At 40.2% G+C, this 15,500-nt stretch carries 15 protein-coding genes; 6 read left to right on the top strand and 9 right to left on the bottom strand.

Annotated features, from left to right (window positions below; genetic code table 11):
* Nucleotides 1-57 precede the first annotated feature (57 nt).
* A complete protein-coding gene (locus tag JWR61_RS04700; RefSeq protein WP_301926688.1) occupies nt 58-3,471 on the top strand; it encodes a hypothetical protein in 3,414 nt (1,137 codons plus the stop codon).
* A gap of 7 nt (nt 3,472-3,478) precedes the next feature.
* Here the strand turns inward: JWR61_RS04700 and JWR61_RS04695 are convergent, their stop codons facing one another.
* The 8 genes from JWR61_RS04695 to JWR61_RS04660 form a co-directional block, all read right to left on the bottom strand.
* The gene (locus JWR61_RS04695; protein ID WP_301926687.1) at nt 3,479-4,150 is read right to left on the bottom strand and encodes a DUF1361 domain-containing protein; all 672 of its coding nucleotides are present in this window, start codon (nt 4,148-4,150) and stop codon (nt 3,479-3,481) included.
* A gap of 6 nt (nt 4,151-4,156) precedes the next feature.
* Nucleotides 4,157-4,513, bottom strand: coding sequence for a diacylglycerol kinase family protein (locus JWR61_RS04690; protein WP_301926686.1), 357 nt, complete (start codon nt 4,511-4,513; stop codon nt 4,157-4,159).
* Between the two features lie 127 nt (nt 4,514-4,640).
* Nucleotides 4,641-6,224: a DUF4173 domain-containing protein gene (locus JWR61_RS04685; RefSeq protein WP_301926685.1), complete on the bottom strand. Its 1,584-nt coding sequence runs from the start codon at nt 6,222-6,224 to the stop codon at nt 4,641-4,643.
* 39 nt (nt 6,225-6,263) lie between these two features.
* On the bottom strand, nt 6,264-6,494 hold the full coding sequence (locus JWR61_RS04680) for a hypothetical protein (protein ID WP_301926684.1): 231 nt from the start codon (nt 6,492-6,494) through the stop codon (nt 6,264-6,266).
* 73 nt (nt 6,495-6,567) lie between these two features.
* On the bottom strand, nt 6,568-6,978 hold the full coding sequence (locus JWR61_RS04675) for a hypothetical protein (protein ID WP_301926683.1): 411 nt from the start codon (nt 6,976-6,978) through the stop codon (nt 6,568-6,570).
* Between the two features lie 50 nt (nt 6,979-7,028).
* Nucleotides 7,029-7,328, bottom strand: a complete 300-nt coding sequence (locus JWR61_RS04670; RefSeq protein ID WP_290340452.1) for a transcriptional regulator — start codon at nt 7,326-7,328, stop codon at nt 7,029-7,031.
* A gap of 64 nt (nt 7,329-7,392) precedes the next feature.
* Entirely contained in the window at nt 7,393-8,040 is a 648-nt protein-coding gene (locus JWR61_RS04665) for a hypothetical protein (RefSeq protein ID WP_301926682.1), read from the bottom strand.
* A 130-nt stretch (nt 8,041-8,170) separates the two neighbouring features.
* Nucleotides 8,171-9,358: an aspartate aminotransferase family protein gene (locus JWR61_RS04660; RefSeq protein ID WP_301926681.1), complete on the bottom strand. Its 1,188-nt coding sequence runs from the start codon at nt 9,356-9,358 to the stop codon at nt 8,171-8,173.
* Nucleotides 9,359-9,563: 205 nt separating this feature from the next.
* Between JWR61_RS04660 and JWR61_RS04655 the strand changes: the two genes are divergently transcribed.
* The 3 genes from JWR61_RS04655 to JWR61_RS04645 all read left to right on the top strand — a co-directional run bounded on the left by JWR61_RS04655 (nt 9,564) and on the right by JWR61_RS04645 (nt 10,698).
* Nucleotides 9,564-10,076, top strand: coding sequence for a gamma carbonic anhydrase family protein (locus tag JWR61_RS04655; RefSeq protein ID WP_301926680.1), 513 nt, complete (start codon nt 9,564-9,566; stop codon nt 10,074-10,076).
* A gap of 61 nt (nt 10,077-10,137) precedes the next feature.
* Nucleotides 10,138-10,332: a hypothetical protein gene (locus JWR61_RS04650; RefSeq protein ID WP_301926679.1), complete on the top strand. Its 195-nt coding sequence runs from the start codon at nt 10,138-10,140 to the stop codon at nt 10,330-10,332.
* Nucleotides 10,333-10,395: 63 nt separating this feature from the next.
* Entirely contained in the window at nt 10,396-10,698 is a 303-nt protein-coding gene (locus tag JWR61_RS04645; RefSeq protein WP_290340458.1) for a hypothetical protein, read from the top strand.
* Between the two features lie 79 nt (nt 10,699-10,777).
* Here JWR61_RS04645 and rsgA read toward each other — a convergent pair whose 3' ends face one another.
* Nucleotides 10,778-11,704 carry a ribosome small subunit-dependent GTPase A gene (gene rsgA / locus JWR61_RS04640; protein WP_301926678.1) on the bottom strand — a complete coding sequence of 309 codons (927 nt, stop codon included), beginning with the start codon at nt 11,702-11,704 and terminating at the stop codon, nt 10,778-10,780.
* A gap of 242 nt (nt 11,705-11,946) precedes the next feature.
* Between rsgA and JWR61_RS04635 the strand changes: the two genes are divergently transcribed.
* Complete coding sequence (locus JWR61_RS04635) at nt 11,947-13,254, top strand: pitrilysin family protein (protein WP_301926677.1); 1,308 nt, start codon at nt 11,947-11,949, stop codon at nt 13,252-13,254.
* 49 nt (nt 13,255-13,303) lie between these two features.
* Complete coding sequence (locus tag JWR61_RS04630; protein WP_301926676.1) at nt 13,304-15,400, top strand: pitrilysin family protein; 2,097 nt, start codon at nt 13,304-13,306, stop codon at nt 15,398-15,400.
* The last annotated feature ends 100 nt before the right edge of the window (nt 15,401-15,500 follow it).

The raw sequence follows: 15,500 nt of genomic DNA, 5'->3' as shown, positions 1-15,500 counted from the left end.
GATATTTTTATGATTGGTTTGAATAGAGTAATTTTATTAACAAATATCAGATTAAGTATGGCAAAGTTCAGCAGAATATTTTTTATAGTGTGTGGCAGTATACTTTTTGGTTCTTTCATTTCCGCAGCCCAGGTAAATGCAGTTGAGTTTGGAAAAAACAGGGTTCAGTATAAAAAATTCAAGTGGCAATATTATCAAACAAAAAATTTCAATACTTACTTTACTCAAAATGGTCAGGAACTGGCAAAGTTTGTTTTACAGGTGGCAGAAGAAGAGCTGCCAGGCATTGAAACCTTTACCGAATACAGCTTACAGCGCAGGGCCAATATTGTTGTGTACAACGAGTTTGCAGATTTACAACAATCCAATATTGGGTTAAATGCAGACTGGCAATCGACCAGCGGGGGCACCAAACTGGTAAATAATAAGATGGTGGTTTATTTTAATGGCGACCATGCTAACCTGCGGAAACAGATCAAGGAAGGTATTGCCCGCATTTTAACTGACAATGTTTTATTTGGAGAAGACCTGGGCGAAGTAGCCGGAAACCAGGCACTGCTGGATTTACCAAAATGGCTTACCGATGGCTACGTTGCTTATGTTGGTGAAAACTGGAATACAGCATTGGATGACGAATTAAAAAGTGAAATCCTAAGTGGCAATTACAAAAATTTTTACCAGTTTGCTTTTGAAAAACCGGAGTTGGCCGGTCATGCTTTCTGGTATTACATCCAGGAAAAATACAAGAAAGAAAATGTCACGTATTTGCTCTACCTCGCAAGGGTGTATAAAAACCTGAACCGGGCAAGTCAGCAGGTTTGCAAAACAAACTTTAAAGGTGTTCTGAAGGATTTTATGGAGTTTGAAGAAGAAAAATATTACAAGGATATTGCCAAAAGAAAAGCCTATCCTAAAGGAAGTTACATTGAAAGTTTTGAAATCCGCAAAAACAAAGATTACTACCGCATTAATGTAAACCCAAACAAAAAAAACAATTCTTTTGCGGTAGTCGAGTATAAAAAAGGTATCATAAAAGTGAAGCTGAGCGAAGATTTTGATTATACTACACTTCTGCAATATGGCATCCGCAGCTATCAAAACGAAACCAATCCTTATTATCCAATTTTAGCCTGGGATCCAAAAGGGTCAAGACTGACCGTGGTTTACAAACAGGAAGGCAGGATAAAATTATTCGTATACGACCTGGTCACAAGGATTAAAAATCCCAAAATTGATCTTACCGATGAGTTTCAGCAAATACAGGATGTAAAATATATACTTGACAGTAAAACGCTGTTATTAAGCGCCGTAAAAGATGGGCATACAGATATTTTTACCCTTGGTTTGGACAACGAAAAGGTAAAACAAATCACCAATGACGTGTACGATGACTTGGACGCCACTTTTGTTTCATTTCCGGGCAAACAGGGTATTCTTTTCAGCAGCAACCGGCCCAGTTCCGATGCAAAAACTGCTGACACAGTTTTACCAAGTCATAACCGATACAACATTTTCCTGATTACCAATTTTGGTGTAAAGCCAGAGCTGAACCAGATAACACAGTTATCTAATTTAAAGTACGGCAATGCCCGTTACCCAACGCCTTACAACTCCAACCACTTTACATTTGTTAGTGATGAAAATGGTGTGGGAAACCGTTATGCTGGCTTCTTTACAACCAAGGCTGCAGGCCTGGATACATTGGTATTAATCGGTGATGACATCCTGCGCAATCCATCGGTAAAGGAGGTAGACAGCACATTAAATGTCTACAAAAAAACGGATGTTGATTCTGTAGCAGTGGTAGCTATTTCAACAGATTCTGTGTACACATTTCCCTTGAGCAATTATGAAAGCAGCATTGCCGAAAGCCGGATTGCCGGAGATAATAACCAGGTGAGTGAAGTTACCCGGCAGAGTGATGAAAAGACCTTGTACAAATTAAAGATTGATGAAAGCACTTTGCGCCGGCGAAACATAACTGTACCTCCTACCAGCTATATGAAAAACGTAATTATGGCTGATAAAGTTGCGGCCGGAGAGGGCGACAAATTTGATAAACCACTTGGCATCCCTGGCAAGGATAAAAACAAAAAAGATGTTTTTCAAAATGAATTTGATAATGAAAAGGTGGACAGTAATGCTATACAAAATGTAAATGCCGATAACGAGTCGCGTAAAAACAACGTTTTACAGAAAGCGCAGTTATATCCCTACAAGCCTGCTAAATTTTATTCTGATTATGTGGGTGCCAGTTTAAATAATAACCTTTTAATCAACCGCTTTCAGCCCTATGGCGGTGGGCAGGGCCCCATCAATCTTTCATCCAGTACTGTTATAAACGGACTTATAAAGATGGGTACGGCGGAATTAATGGAAGACGTAAAAATCAGCGGTGCATTCAGAATATCTTCCAATTTAAAAGACAATGAATGGCTGATGACCTACCAGAATTACAAAAGAAGGTTCGACTGGGGTGCAACTTACTACCGAAATGCAATGACAGTAACTGATCAAACCGGATCTATTCCTGGTAAAGTATTTACCAATCTGTACCAGGGCAATGTAGCCTATCCATTTGATAACTCGAAAAGGCTTGCTTTAACACTGGGTATCAGAACAGATAAAACCGTATTTCTCACAAATTTTTACGATTTTACCTACCCCTATGAATCTTTAAAAGAGCCGGATCAAAAAAGAACATTTGCTACTACCCATTTGGAATATGTGTATGATAACTCTTTAAACCCAACCCAAAACATCTGGAATGGCTTGCGGTATAAAGTTTACATGGACTGGAATACGGACATCAGTAAAGAAAAATTAAACAATGGAAAGTATAATTTTAACTGGGGTGCCGATGCCCGTTATTACTATCCTATTTACCGCAACTTTATCTGGGCAGGAAGAGCCGCGGCGGATTTTAGCTGGGGCAATCAAAAAACAATTTACTACCTGGGTGGTGTGGATAGCTGGCTGATGTTTGGCAACAACACAAAATCCGATGGCTCCGATCGTTACTTTAATACACACAATCCACCAGATCAGAATGTTGAATATGCTTTTCAAAGCCTTGCTGTAAACGTACGGGGATTTTTACAAAACGTGGCCAATGGTAACAATGCAGTCGTATTAAACAGTGAATTTCGATTGCCTGTTTTTACAACCTTGTTTAGCCGCCCCATCAACAATGCTTTCCTGCGGAATTTTCAACTGGTTCAGTTTGCTGATTTAGGTTCTGCCTGGAGTGGTGGTTTAAAAGGCATTGGCCGTCCATCAGTAATTTATGGCGTACCGCCAGTACAAATTGAAAAGAAGGCCGGTGGCATCGGACCTTTTGCAGGCGGCTATGGCTTTGGTGCCAGGAGTACTTTGCTTGGATATTTTTTAAAGTTTGATGCAGCCTGGCAAATGAATGGCTTCTTTAAAGGCAAACCCATTATGTATGTAAGTATGGGACTTGATTTTTAAAACAAGATTATAGTTTAAATGATGTTTTACCCGGTTCTTCTAAAAGGCCGGGTAATTTTTTTACGGTAAAATAAAGCAGGCAAAATAAACAAGTAAGCATTCCGGTAATACCCCAGGTGCGGTAATGCTGCAATGGTAAAATAAATGGTGCGGTAATTTGAGCCAACAAATCCAACGGATGTGTCACAATATCCCAGCTGTTCCACCGCAAAAACCGGCCAAGATAAACTCCAAACGAACCTAAAAAAAGACAGCCGACTATCAGCCTGTCTACCAAATGTTGCTTTATTTTTTGTTGTAGAAACCTTTCTACTTTAAATAAGGAGGCAAATGCCAGTATTAAACCGGCAACAGAACTGGTGAATATTAAAATGGCGTCAAACCAAACCGGAACATCGGTATCCACATCTTCCAGGTGAATAAGGTCAGTGATGATATACAAGGCGTTTGGAAAAAATAACAGCCACCCTGCCAAAATAAAATAAGCACTGGTTTTCGACCTGACTTTTTTACTGCTCAGTAAAACGCTTAGTTGAAAAGGTACCCAGGCTAAAAATAAATTCCATAAAAGAAATAAATACATCAGTGTTCCGGAATAACAAACACGGGCTACCAGCATCACAGTAATAAATGCAAAAAAAGCCAGCTGTACCTTATAGGACGCACTCAATTGTTTCATAAAAAATCATTTTAAAAGTTGAATTATTTTCGGCACAAATATAATTGTGCCGGTAATCAGGCTTCCGGCAGCGCATACCAGTACAGCGCCGGCACTAACATCTTTAATACATTTGATCAATGGATGAAAATCTTTTGTCACCAGGTCGCACATTTTTTCCAATGCCGTATTCAGCATTTCCATTGCCACTACAATGGTACAGCATCCCGTTACAAAAAGCCATTCCGTTGTGCTGATTGAAAAGTAAAAACCGGCGGATAATACCACCGCTATTGCCAGTACATGAATCCGGAAATTTTGCTCCTGCTGAAAACAATATTTTATTCCCCTGCCGGCGTAAAAAAATGAACGTAGTAATTTCATAATGTCTTTATTTCACTCTTATTCAATTGCACTTAAAATTCCGGGTATCTCTTTTGCACTGCACTACTGACACCCCGGTTAACGCTACCTGCGACTCCCAAGTACGCACATAACGTACTATATTTTGTTAATGGTTTACTATAGCGGTTTCCGGGCCTTTTGCCAGGTGGCTTTTAACATAAGCATCGGCAAAATTCCATGACAACCAGTTATATCCATTTTGCTCTTTAAAAAAATCCGCCTTTCGCCTTTCGAAAAATTGTTTTGCTGTAAGCCCCGACCGGTATAAATATACGTCATTGAGATCATTGGTTTGGGCGCTGGATTTCTCCAGTACATCCATATTAGCCTCCAGTACCGGCAGTGCTTTATCTGAGAGCGACAACAAAAAATGTATGTCCAGCGGAATGGTATTTTTCCTGGCGAGGTTATACTTTACTATCATTTCATCCCAATGTATACAACTGGAAAACACCAGTACTATTATGGCGAACCAGGCATTTACAGTAAGCAGATAATAAGCTGTTTTTAGCTGCTGAATTTTTATAAAAATAGTTATCAGTCCAAATAATACCAGCATTAAAAAAATTAATACGCCAATGCGTTTGTAGGCCAGGCCCATATGTACGATGTAATAATAGTCTCTAAGCAATACAGAAATCACCAACACCATATTTTGAATCAGCCAGGCATAGGCTCCAATACGCAACCACTTGTTTTTTTTATAAAAATTTAAATTGCCCCTGAAGAAAAACAATAACAATACCATTGCAAGCACAATTGAAAAAATCAGCATGCCGGTTCCTTCATGTACGTAGGCAGAAAGATTCATATTATTTTTGTACTGAAAGCCAAACCAGACAAACGTTACGTCAATACAGTTAATACAAAGCAGCAGCAAATTGAGTAGCGCCAGGCTAATGATACCGGTTTTGTTTTCATTTCGCAGTGCCAGCATACCATCCGAAAATCTGCCCATTAACAAAAACAACAATTGAAACATGCCGGTCCGTTTCCATTCAATAAGGTTTGTCCTTTTTCTGCTGAGCTCTTTAGTCTGAACAATATCCTTTTCAGAAAAATAGGCAACATTGCTTTTTAATAAGAGGCCGCCCGTAATCAATAAACCCAGTAATAAAAACCAACACCATTCCAAACTAAACCAGCTAAAAAACTGTGAAAAAAAATGCTGCAAGGCGATTGAAGCGTCGCTCATAATACTGCTAAAGATTGAATTGGCAAAATTGTACAGCCAATAAAATACAAGTGAGAGTAATATTGGAATAATTAAAAAACGTACCGTCTTGCGTACATTGTATAATCGCATTTTATTTTGATTCAATTGTTTTGCGCCGCCAATAAAAGACGGTATCAGCAGAAGGTAGTTCATAAAAGCAGAACCGGCGGCATACCACACAGAACGATGCAGGTATTGAGTAAACACCACGACTAAAAGCAAGGTAACACTAAAGGCCAGCTTACTCAATTCGGTGTTGTGATACAATAAAGCAAAAGCAGTGATGATATGCGCCGCCAGCAGCCACTTTATGGCAGGCTTTTTAAAAGCCACCGGGTACAGATAAAAAACGGACAAGATTATAAAGAGGTCGAAAAAGATAGTATTGATGCCCAGCTTTTGCTGCCAGAAAATAATGCTAAACAGCAGGGTGCCTCCGGTTACTAAAAGTGTTTTTGTTGATTCAGGTTTCATTTTTAAGGTTTTAGTAGTCTGCATTAGAGCAGCCATTTTTTAATATTTTCTTACGGCACTTGTTTTATCAGCTATCCATTTCCACCAGAACGCAGTGCTGGTTCCATACACAAACAGCTCGTATAAATTATCAGATACAGAATGCGTGTTGTGTACTGTAGCGAGGGTTACAGGCACCATAAAAAGGATCGCCATCAATGTTACAATGAAGCCCATCGGGTGAATTGGCGAGTAAGTCCAATTTGTTCTTTTAAACCATAGCTGTTTCATGTTGTATAATTTAAATTGATAAAGAAGCCAGGTAGTTTTTCAGCTATCATTGATTTTCTGTAATCCTTCGATACTAAGGCGGCAGATGGCTTTTACAGGTTGCCACAATAAATTTATGATGCAACATAATAGCACTTAATGTGGAACACACAATTGACAGTGTCAGGCGAATTGTGAACGACTTAAATATTGAATTAAAAGCTGCATAAAAAACCGCGGCTGAAATTGTTGCGGTAACAAAACCTGTTATAACCAACACCCTGAATAAATAGCCGTCATCGTCTTTTTCTGTAGTGGCAAAAAAGATAAAAAAAATAAACACGGCTGGTGCGGAAAATATCAGTGTAAAAAAGAAGGCAAGTGAAAATGCAAATACCCACCTGTTAAATTCGCTATCGCTGAAAGCCAGCAAGGATGCGGATACTACCGCATTGATTAATGCAGTGAGGACCCAAATTGTAAATGTGTGTAGTATTATTCGCATCTTAATTTTCTGAAAGCACTTTGTTTTTCAAAGCGCATGTACAAAAAAAATTATTTAGTTGATCTGATCATTTTTTCCAATGCTTCAATATGTGCCCTAAATGCTTTTTCGCCGGTTTTTGTTGCCAGGTAAGTTGTATTTGTTTTTCGTCCGATAAAACCCTTTTGCACTTTAATGATTCCATTTTCCTCCAGCGCCTTCAAATGACTTGCCAGGTTGCCATCTGTTATAGTCAGCAACTCCTTTAAATCATTAAAGCTTACATCTGCATTTACCATCAGGGCGCTCATGATACCCAGGCGAATGCGGCTGTCAAATAATTTATTTAAATTTTCTATCGGATTAATCATTACCCGGGGTTTGCCTGTTAAGGACTTTTAATATTAATTTTGCTTATGCCCTATACAACAGCATTCACTCCTTTTCATACCTGGTCCACATTACTGCTCCGTAAACAATGTGCAATACACCAAAACCTATAGCCCAAAAATAAAACCCGTAGACCATAAATTTCAAATTAATTACCGCCAGTATCAGCTGCCCGTATCCCAGGTAGCGCAATTCATTCAGTGAATATTTACTGGCGTTTACCAATGCAAGGCCATAAAAAATCAGGCAGGCTGGTGCAATCAACCCGATGTCGTTGGCCTGTATGAGCTTTATCAAAAACAAACCACCCACAATTAATGGGATAGCAACATTTATCATTAATCGCCTGGCTGTAGTACCCCATAAAGGAATATGCTGCTTTTTACTCCTGATATAAGTAAATATGAAAGCGCTGATTACGGCGGCTGCAAAAGTAAAAGCGGCAATCCAAAACAACCAGGTATACAATATTACACTGAAGTGCCCTGTACGGGCCAATTCATTGCCCGCGGCGGCATCAACAAAAATGTCCTTATGGCCATATACATAAGGGTAAGCCACAATGGCACCAATTAAGGCACAAGTACCGGCAGCAATGCCACTCAGTCCGCTTAAACTGATAAAGCGGCTGCTGCGTTCCATCATTCTTTTTATATGCTGCAGGTCGTCCAGGGATTGTTGTTGTCCACTCATAAAAGCACTTTGAAACACAAAGTAAATAGAAAGATTTGATATTTGCAAAAATTACTTTTTGAGGTTAAGGCAAATATATTGGGAATGCTAAGCCAGATGCAATGCTGCAGGAAAGGGCCAATGCCTCTTACTACACTGTAATTTTATTTAAAACATTATTTATTTTTTGGCAGGCTATTATGATTTCTTCTTTGGTTATTACCAGGGGCGGTACTATCCTCAAACAATTAGCTGCAAATAAAAACCAGTCCGTAAATACGCCTTCCTCAATCAGCGCATCAATTACTTTCTTATTGAAGTAAAAATCGCTAAATTCTATTGCCAGCATAAGTCCGCAGCTGCGTACTGCTTTTATAGACGGATGTTGTAACTGCGATAAAAACAATGCCTCTTTTTCCTTAACAGTGCTGATTAAATTTTGCTGCAACAACACATTCAACGCCGCTAGTCCTGCAGCGCAACTTACCGGGTGGCCACCGAACGTGTTTATATGACCGAGCACAGGATTAAAGCTCAGTGAATCCATCATTTGTTTGTTTGCTACAAAAGCCCCCAAAGGCATACCGCCACCCAATGCTTTTCCCAATAACAGTATATCCGGCACTACATTGAATTGTTCAAACGCAAACAGGCTACCGTTGCGGCCAAAGGCACATTGTATTTCATCTAAAACAAGTAAGGTACCCGTTTGGGTACAGCGTGTACGCAAGGCCGTTAGCCAGTTATTTTTTGGTACTATTACGCCCGCTTCTGCCTGTACGGTTTCTGCTATCACGCATGCTGTTTTTTCAGTAATTTGCTGCAGGTCTTCAAACGAATTGTAATTGAGTTGCACCGTATCTGGCAACAAGGGGCGGAAGGCATTGCGCCAGTACTCATCGCCCATGATACTTAAAGCACCCTGTGTGCTGCCGTGGTATGAATTTTTGAAGGAGATGATTTGTGTACGGCCGGTAAAGCGTTTGCTTAGTTTCATGGCGCCTTCGGTCGCTTCACTTCCGCTGGCTGTGTAAAATACCGAGTTAAGGGAAGCGGGCAAGTGTTCCGTAAGCAGTTTTGCATAAGCCACCTGCGGACTTTCCACCAGTTCGCCGTACACCATAATGTGCATGTATTGCTCTGCCTGTTTTTTTATGGCCTCAACCACCTGCGGGTGACAATGACCAATGTTGCATACGCTGATGCCTGCAATAAGATCGATGTATTTTTTTCCATTCACATCCCACAGGTTGCTGCCACTGGCTTTTACAATTTCAAGGGCCAGGGGCGCCTGCGATGTTTGCCCCACATGAGCAAGAAATAATTGTCGCTGCGTCATAAGCCGCAAATTTCGATACAAAAGTTTGATATTCGCAGTAATATTTACAACCGTCGTACTGCTTGCTGTTGGGCCTATTGAATGCCTTAGAACAGCGGGCTGAAGATGCCAAAAGATATTCAGTACACGAGCCGATAGCTATCGGCTGCGACGCAACGATGCCGATAATAAAAAACAACTGTTTGTAACATAATAAATAAAAAATATGCCAGTAATTCTTCCGGTTAAAGGTGTGTTGCCAATAATGGGCAACAATTGTTTTATTGCCCCTAATGCCACCATTGTTGGTGATGTTATTATGGGCGATGATTGCAGCGTTTGGTTTAATGCAGTGATACGCGGCGACGTTAACAGCATCATTATGGGTAATAAGGTAAACGTTCAGGATGGTGCTGTAATTCACTGTACTTATGAGAAAACGAAGGCGGTTATCGGAAATAATGTAAGCATCGGACACAATGCAATCGTACATGGATGCGTTATAGCTGATAATGTGCTGGTTGGCATGGGTGCTATTGTGATGGACAATGTGCAGGTGGGCAGCAATTGTATCATAGCCGCAGGTGCGGTGGTACTTGAAAATACGATTATAGAATCAGGCTGTATTTACGCCGGTGTGCCTGCAAAAAAAGTAAAAAATATCAGTGAAGAACTGATCAGTGGAGAAATAAACAGAATCGCCAATAATTATTTAATGTACAGCGGCTGGTTTAAATAAAACTGGCAAATGATTTTTTTTAGTAGCCGGCTGTAATATTTATACACCCATTCCAAATGCTATGAAAAAAAACATCATTGCCCTTACCTGCCTGTGTTATGTTATGGCGTCAACAAGCTGCGCCGTGTTTAGTAAAAAAGAAAAATTAGGTTGTCCCGGCAGTCCGCAGGCTGGCCAGTTAAGCAATGATTTAAAAATTGCAAAAGGAGACAAAGTGACCCAGACAAAGTACAAAGGCGGGCGTAAAATTTATTGATTTTATGAACCCTCGTTATATTTTAAAATAAAAAATTTACCCTAACCCTAAACCCCTGTAACTATGTGTTACCACCTGAAAACTAAATTCGGCAATACGGAAGCCGTTATTGATGACAACTGCGGCGTATCAAAATTTTACGCCATCGCAGAAACCCTGGCCACCGACCTGCAAATTAATTTTTTAAACCAGGTGGATGACACCGAAACCCTTGACTGGGATTTTCATTACAAAAGCCATGTGCTAACGCTGCATTATAATGTTTTCAATGGCGTATCCATTTTTCCGCAACATGTAAAAAGTGTACAACAGGAAAATAATGCCGTGATGGAAATTGCTCATTTTTTAGAACACAGAGCTTACTGATATTTAGAATACTGATTTTGCAGATTGCACGGATTGGTTTAATATAACCTGAATCAGGCAATCTGTAAACTCAGTTTGCTTAATAGGATTTCTCTTCTATTTTGTCCAGTATGGTGCAGTAGCTAATATAGCGGTCCATGTGGATGAGACCTTCTTCTACCGCAGCTTTTACGGCACAGCCCGGTTCATTGGTATGCATGCAATTGTTGAACTGGCAGTCGTTGATCAGTTCCCGCATTTCAGGAAAATAATGTGACAGCTCCTGCTTTGGAATGTCTACCAAACCCAACTCTCTTATACCTGGTGTATCAATTACACGGCCGCCGAAAGGCAGGTTAAACATTTCGGCAAAAGTAGTCGTATGCAAACCCTTTCCACTCCAGCCACTTACATCCTGTGTTTTCAATTGCAGTTCCGGAAAAATGGTATTAATAAAAGAAGATTTACCCACACCGCTGTGGCCACTTAACAAAGTGGTTTTATCTTTCAATAAACTTTTTACTTCATCTACCCCCATATTTTTTTCAATGCTCATGCCCATTACCTTGTACCCGATGGTCTCGTAAATAGATTTTAATTCGGCAAATTTTTCCGTTTCCTTTTCCTTATACAAATCTGCCTTATTAAATACTATAATGGAGGGAATGCGGTAAGCCTCTGATGTAATTAAAAACCGGTCAATAAAACCCTGGGAAGTTTTGGGTTCTTTTAAAGTTGCAAACAGCAACGACTGATCAATATTGGAAGCGATGATGTGGTGCTTGTGCTTGTTGGCAGGCGAGGTCCTGGTAATATAATTTTTACGGTCTTCAATTTCCGTAATGGTAACGGAGCCCTCCAGTTCATTCTCTGCCACAATCGTTACCACATCGCCCACAGCGATGGGATTGGTACTGGTTAAACCATCCATTTTAAACTTACCCAATATGCGGGCATTTAAAACTGTCCCCTCCTCGTTTTGCACCACATACCAACTGCCGGTACTTTTATAAACTGTTGCCTTCATTGTGCACGAATTTCACCAATAAAAATGAATAAAAAAATTGTTTGAAGAAAGCAGCAGGCGGAAGGCTTAAGGCTGAAAGTGCAGGGGGCGGGCGCATAGTTCCCAACTTTTGATAAAAAAAATGTTGATGCTGCATGAAATTCAATACGGTAGATAAAGAGATGTTACCGCTTATCAATTTTTTTAAAACTACCATTGAACATATCAATAACGACTTACATTTGACTTTCAATTAAACAAATATGAAGAAGAGACTTTTTTATTTTTTCCTGATGGCAAGCGCCGTTTCGGCCAGCGCTCAAAAAATAGTTTACACCGAGTACGACTTAAAAAATGGTTTGCATGTTATTTTACACCAGGACAAATCAGCCCCCGTAGTAGCGGTATCTGTGATGTATCATGTGGGAAGCAAGGATGAACAACCCAACAGAACAGGCTTTGCCCACTTTTTTGAACACCTGCTTTTTGAAGGCAGTGACAATATTAAACGCGGCGAATTTATGAAGATTGTGAGCAGCAATGGCGGTCAAAATAACGCCAATACTACCCAGGACCGCACTTTTTATTATGAAGTTTTTCCTTCCAATCAATTGGCTACCGGTATATGGCTGGAGAGTGAACGCATGATGCACCCGGTGATAAATGAAGTGGGCGTAAAAACACAAAATGAAGTTGTAAAAGAAGAGAAAAGATTGCGGGTGGATAACCAACCCTACGGCAATTTTTTCAGTGAAGTAATGAAACACCTGTTTACAAAACATCCATACAATTGGGTAACCATCGGCAGCATGGCCGATCTGGATGCGGCAACACTGGATGAATTCAAGGCTTTCAATAAAAAATATTATACCCCGAATAACGCGGTACTTACCATCGCAGGAGACATTGATATCGCTAAAACAAAAACGCTGATAGAAAGTTATTTTGCAGATATTCCTTCCGGCGTTGCAATAACAAGAACAACTGCCAAGGAAGATCCAATCACGAGTGAGATTATTGACACGGCGTATGACAACAATATCCAGATACCGGCTATTTTAGCAGCCTATCGTGTACCGGGTGAAACAAGCAAAGAATCGAAAGCACTCGAAATGGCAAGTGCGGTTTTAAGCCAGGGCAACAGCAGCAGGATGTCTAAAAAAATGGTGGATGATAAAAAGAATTCTGTGCAGGTTGGCTCTTTTAACTATTCGCTGGAAGATTATGGCGCCTACATTATTTACGCGTTGCCCAATAACGAAACTCCCCTGGATACACTGCTGAATGATATGAATGAAGAAGTGATTAAACTGCAAACCAGTTTAATCAGCGAAAGTGAATTTACCAAATTACAAAACCAGTTTGAAAACGATTATATAGGTAAAAACAGCAAAATGCTGGGCGTAGCCGAAAACCTGGCGGATGGATATACCTTTTACAAAAACACCAATAACATCAATACCGAACTGGATGAAATCAGGAAAATCACCCGCCAGGATATACAGGATGTGGCCAAAAAATATTTGAACAAAAACCAGCGGGTAGTTTTGTATTATCTGCCTAAAAAATAATAGCACAACTTATTTGATCAAGCATATCATAAAGCAAAAAAATATTTAAATGAAAAAATTATTAATCGTTGCAATCAGTGTTGTTTTATTACAGCAGGGTTTTGCACAAATAAAAGTTGACAGATCTAAAAAGCCGGCAGCCGGGCCAGCGCCTGTGATTGCCATAAAGGATCCGGTAATATTTACGCTGCCGAATGGCATGACTATACTGGTGGTGGAAAATCACAAATTCCCAAAAGTAACAGCTTCTTTAAACATTGATGCAGGACCAATACAGGAAGGAAAAAAAGCCGGCCTGGTGGAATTGATGGGGCAAATGCTTGCGGAAGGAACTACCAGCATGCCCAAAGACAAATTTGATGAAGCTGTTGACCTGATTGGTGCAGAAGTTAGTCTTTCGGCCTCGGGCGGTTATGCCAGCGCATTGACCCGCTATTTTGACAAAGCATTTAATTTACTAGCTGATGGATTAAAAAATCCGGCTTTTCCAGCAGCGTCTTTTGATAAATTAAAATCATTTACGCTTACCGGGTTAAAAGCGAATGAAAAAAGTGCACCGGCCATTGCAGCAAGAGTGAATGCAGCTTTAAGCTATGGCAAACAAACAGCCATGGGTGAGTTTACAACCGAAGAAACGGTAAAAGGTCTTACACTGGAAGATGTAAAAGAGGCGTATAAAAATTACATTACTCCATCCCGTTCTTACCTCACTTTTGTGGGCGACATAACACCAGAAGCTGCAAAGGAACTGGCCACAAAAGCCTTTGGAGAATGGACAGGAAAAAAACTTGTCCTTCCCGTAATTCCATTGGTAAAAAATCCGGCCAGAACTGAAATAGATTTTGTTGATGTACCTACCGCCGTACAAGGGCAGGTAAGCGTTGGCAACCTGATCAGCAACCCGATGAACAATAAAGATTATCATGCCCTACTGGTAGCCAACCAAATTTTAGGTGGCGGAGCAGAAAGTAAATTATTTATGAACCTGCGGGAAAAACACGGATTTACCTACGGCAGTTATTCAAGGGTTGGCAGCGGCCGCTTTCAAAGTTTATTTACGGCAAGCGCCGCCGTTAGAAGTGATAAGGTAGATAGTGCTACTGCCGAAATATTTGGCGAAATTTTAAATATGCGGGACGGGAAAATTACACAGGAAGAACTGGATAATGCAAAAGCTATCTACAACGGCTCTTTTGCCCTGGGCATGGAAGACCCCGCCCGCACTGCTACTTATGCATCCAATATTTTGATCAATAATCTACCCAAGGATTTTTACAGAACTTATCTGCAGAAAATAAACGCCGTTAAGCTCAGCGATTTAAAAAGGGTATCCGGCACCTATTTTAACGAAACCAGTTCACGGATTGTGATTGCCGGCAATGGTGCTGTTATACTACCCAAATTAATGCGGCTTGGTTACCCGGTAAAAAGATACGATCGGTTTGCCAACCTTATAGTTGGTAAACCTGCTGATAAAAAAGGAACTGAAACTCCGAAAAATACCAACAGTATTTCAGCCGCCGAAATTATTGAAACCTATTTAAAAGCAATTGGTGGTAAGGAAGAGGTAAAAAAAGTTACCAGCTTATCAGCGGTTATAAGTCTTGATATGATGGGCCGTACATTTGACGGGGTAGAAAAGCGAATGAATCCCAACCGGCAGATGATGGAATTAAAAATGGGCACCATGACGGTAATGAAAATGATGTTCAATGGTGCTACCGGGTTTCAGCAGCAGGGGCCACAAAAAAAGGATTTCACTGATAAGGAAATTAAAGAGGCAATGGATGATAAAGGTGTAATTCCCCAGTTGTTCTATATAACTGATGGCGCTTACAAAACCAATTATCTTGGCACAGGCAAAGTAGATGAAGAAGACACTTATCGTTTGCAGGTTATAATGCCAAGCGGAAGAAGTACTGTTCAGGAATACAGTGTAAAGACCGGCTTGTTATTGAAGGAAGAAACTACTTCAACCCAGGAAGGTGCAGATGTGCCGCTGACTGTAGAGTATAAAAACTATCAAAAAACAGGGAACCTGCTGCTGCCAACAGAAGTTACCAGGATTGCCGGCGGCCAGGAAATTCCTTTTAAATACAAAGAAATAAAATTAAATGAAGGCGTAACTGACGCTGATTTTAAATAAGCATTTCTCTTAAACTTTTTAAAAAAGTCCATTCCCGCAAAGAATGGACTTTTTATTTTACCAGACCAAATGTTTGCAGGCGTCCATCACAGCAAACGGC

Origin of the sequence: Ferruginibacter sp., from assembly GCF_028288465.1 — a bacterium.
Classification (GTDB): domain Bacteria; phylum Bacteroidota; class Bacteroidia; order Chitinophagales; family Chitinophagaceae; genus Ferruginibacter.
The sequence above is the reverse complement of the archived record's forward strand: the minus strand, read 5'-3'. Positions and strand labels throughout refer to the sequence as shown.

Coding starts and splice junctions, on each gene's coding strand:
- JWR61_RS04700 (WP_301926688.1), top strand. CDS start 58: ATGGCAAAGTTCAGCAGAATATTTTTTATAGTGTGTGGCAGTATACTT.
- JWR61_RS04695 (WP_301926687.1), bottom strand. CDS start 4,150: ATGAAACAATTGAGTGCGTCCTATAAGGTACAGCTGGCTTTTTTTGCA.
- JWR61_RS04690 (WP_301926686.1), bottom strand. CDS start 4,513: ATGAAATTACTACGTTCATTTTTTTACGCCGGCAGGGGAATAAAATAT.
- JWR61_RS04685 (WP_301926685.1), bottom strand. CDS start 6,224: ATGAAACCTGAATCAACAAAAACACTTTTAGTAACCGGAGGCACCCTG.
- JWR61_RS04680 (WP_301926684.1), bottom strand. CDS start 6,494: ATGAAACAGCTATGGTTTAAAAGAACAAATTGGACTTACTCGCCAATT.
- JWR61_RS04675 (WP_301926683.1), bottom strand. CDS start 6,978: ATGCGAATAATACTACACACATTTACAATTTGGGTCCTCACTGCATTA.
- JWR61_RS04670 (WP_290340452.1), bottom strand. CDS start 7,328: ATGATTAATCCGATAGAAAATTTAAATAAATTATTTGACAGCCGCATT.
- JWR61_RS04665 (WP_301926682.1), bottom strand. CDS start 8,040: ATGAGTGGACAACAACAATCCCTGGACGACCTGCAGCATATAAAAAGA.
- JWR61_RS04660 (WP_301926681.1), bottom strand. CDS start 9,358: ATGACGCAGCGACAATTATTTCTTGCTCATGTGGGGCAAACATCGCAG.
- JWR61_RS04655 (WP_301926680.1), top strand. CDS start 9,564: ATGCCAGTAATTCTTCCGGTTAAAGGTGTGTTGCCAATAATGGGCAAC.
- JWR61_RS04650 (WP_301926679.1), top strand. CDS start 10,138: ATGAAAAAAAACATCATTGCCCTTACCTGCCTGTGTTATGTTATGGCG.
- JWR61_RS04645 (WP_290340458.1), top strand. CDS start 10,396: ATGTGTTACCACCTGAAAACTAAATTCGGCAATACGGAAGCCGTTATT.
- rsgA (WP_301926678.1), bottom strand. CDS start 11,704: ATGAAGGCAACAGTTTATAAAAGTACCGGCAGTTGGTATGTGGTGCAA.
- JWR61_RS04635 (WP_301926677.1), top strand. CDS start 11,947: ATGAAGAAGAGACTTTTTTATTTTTTCCTGATGGCAAGCGCCGTTTCG.
- JWR61_RS04630 (WP_301926676.1), top strand. CDS start 13,304: ATGAAAAAATTATTAATCGTTGCAATCAGTGTTGTTTTATTACAGCAG.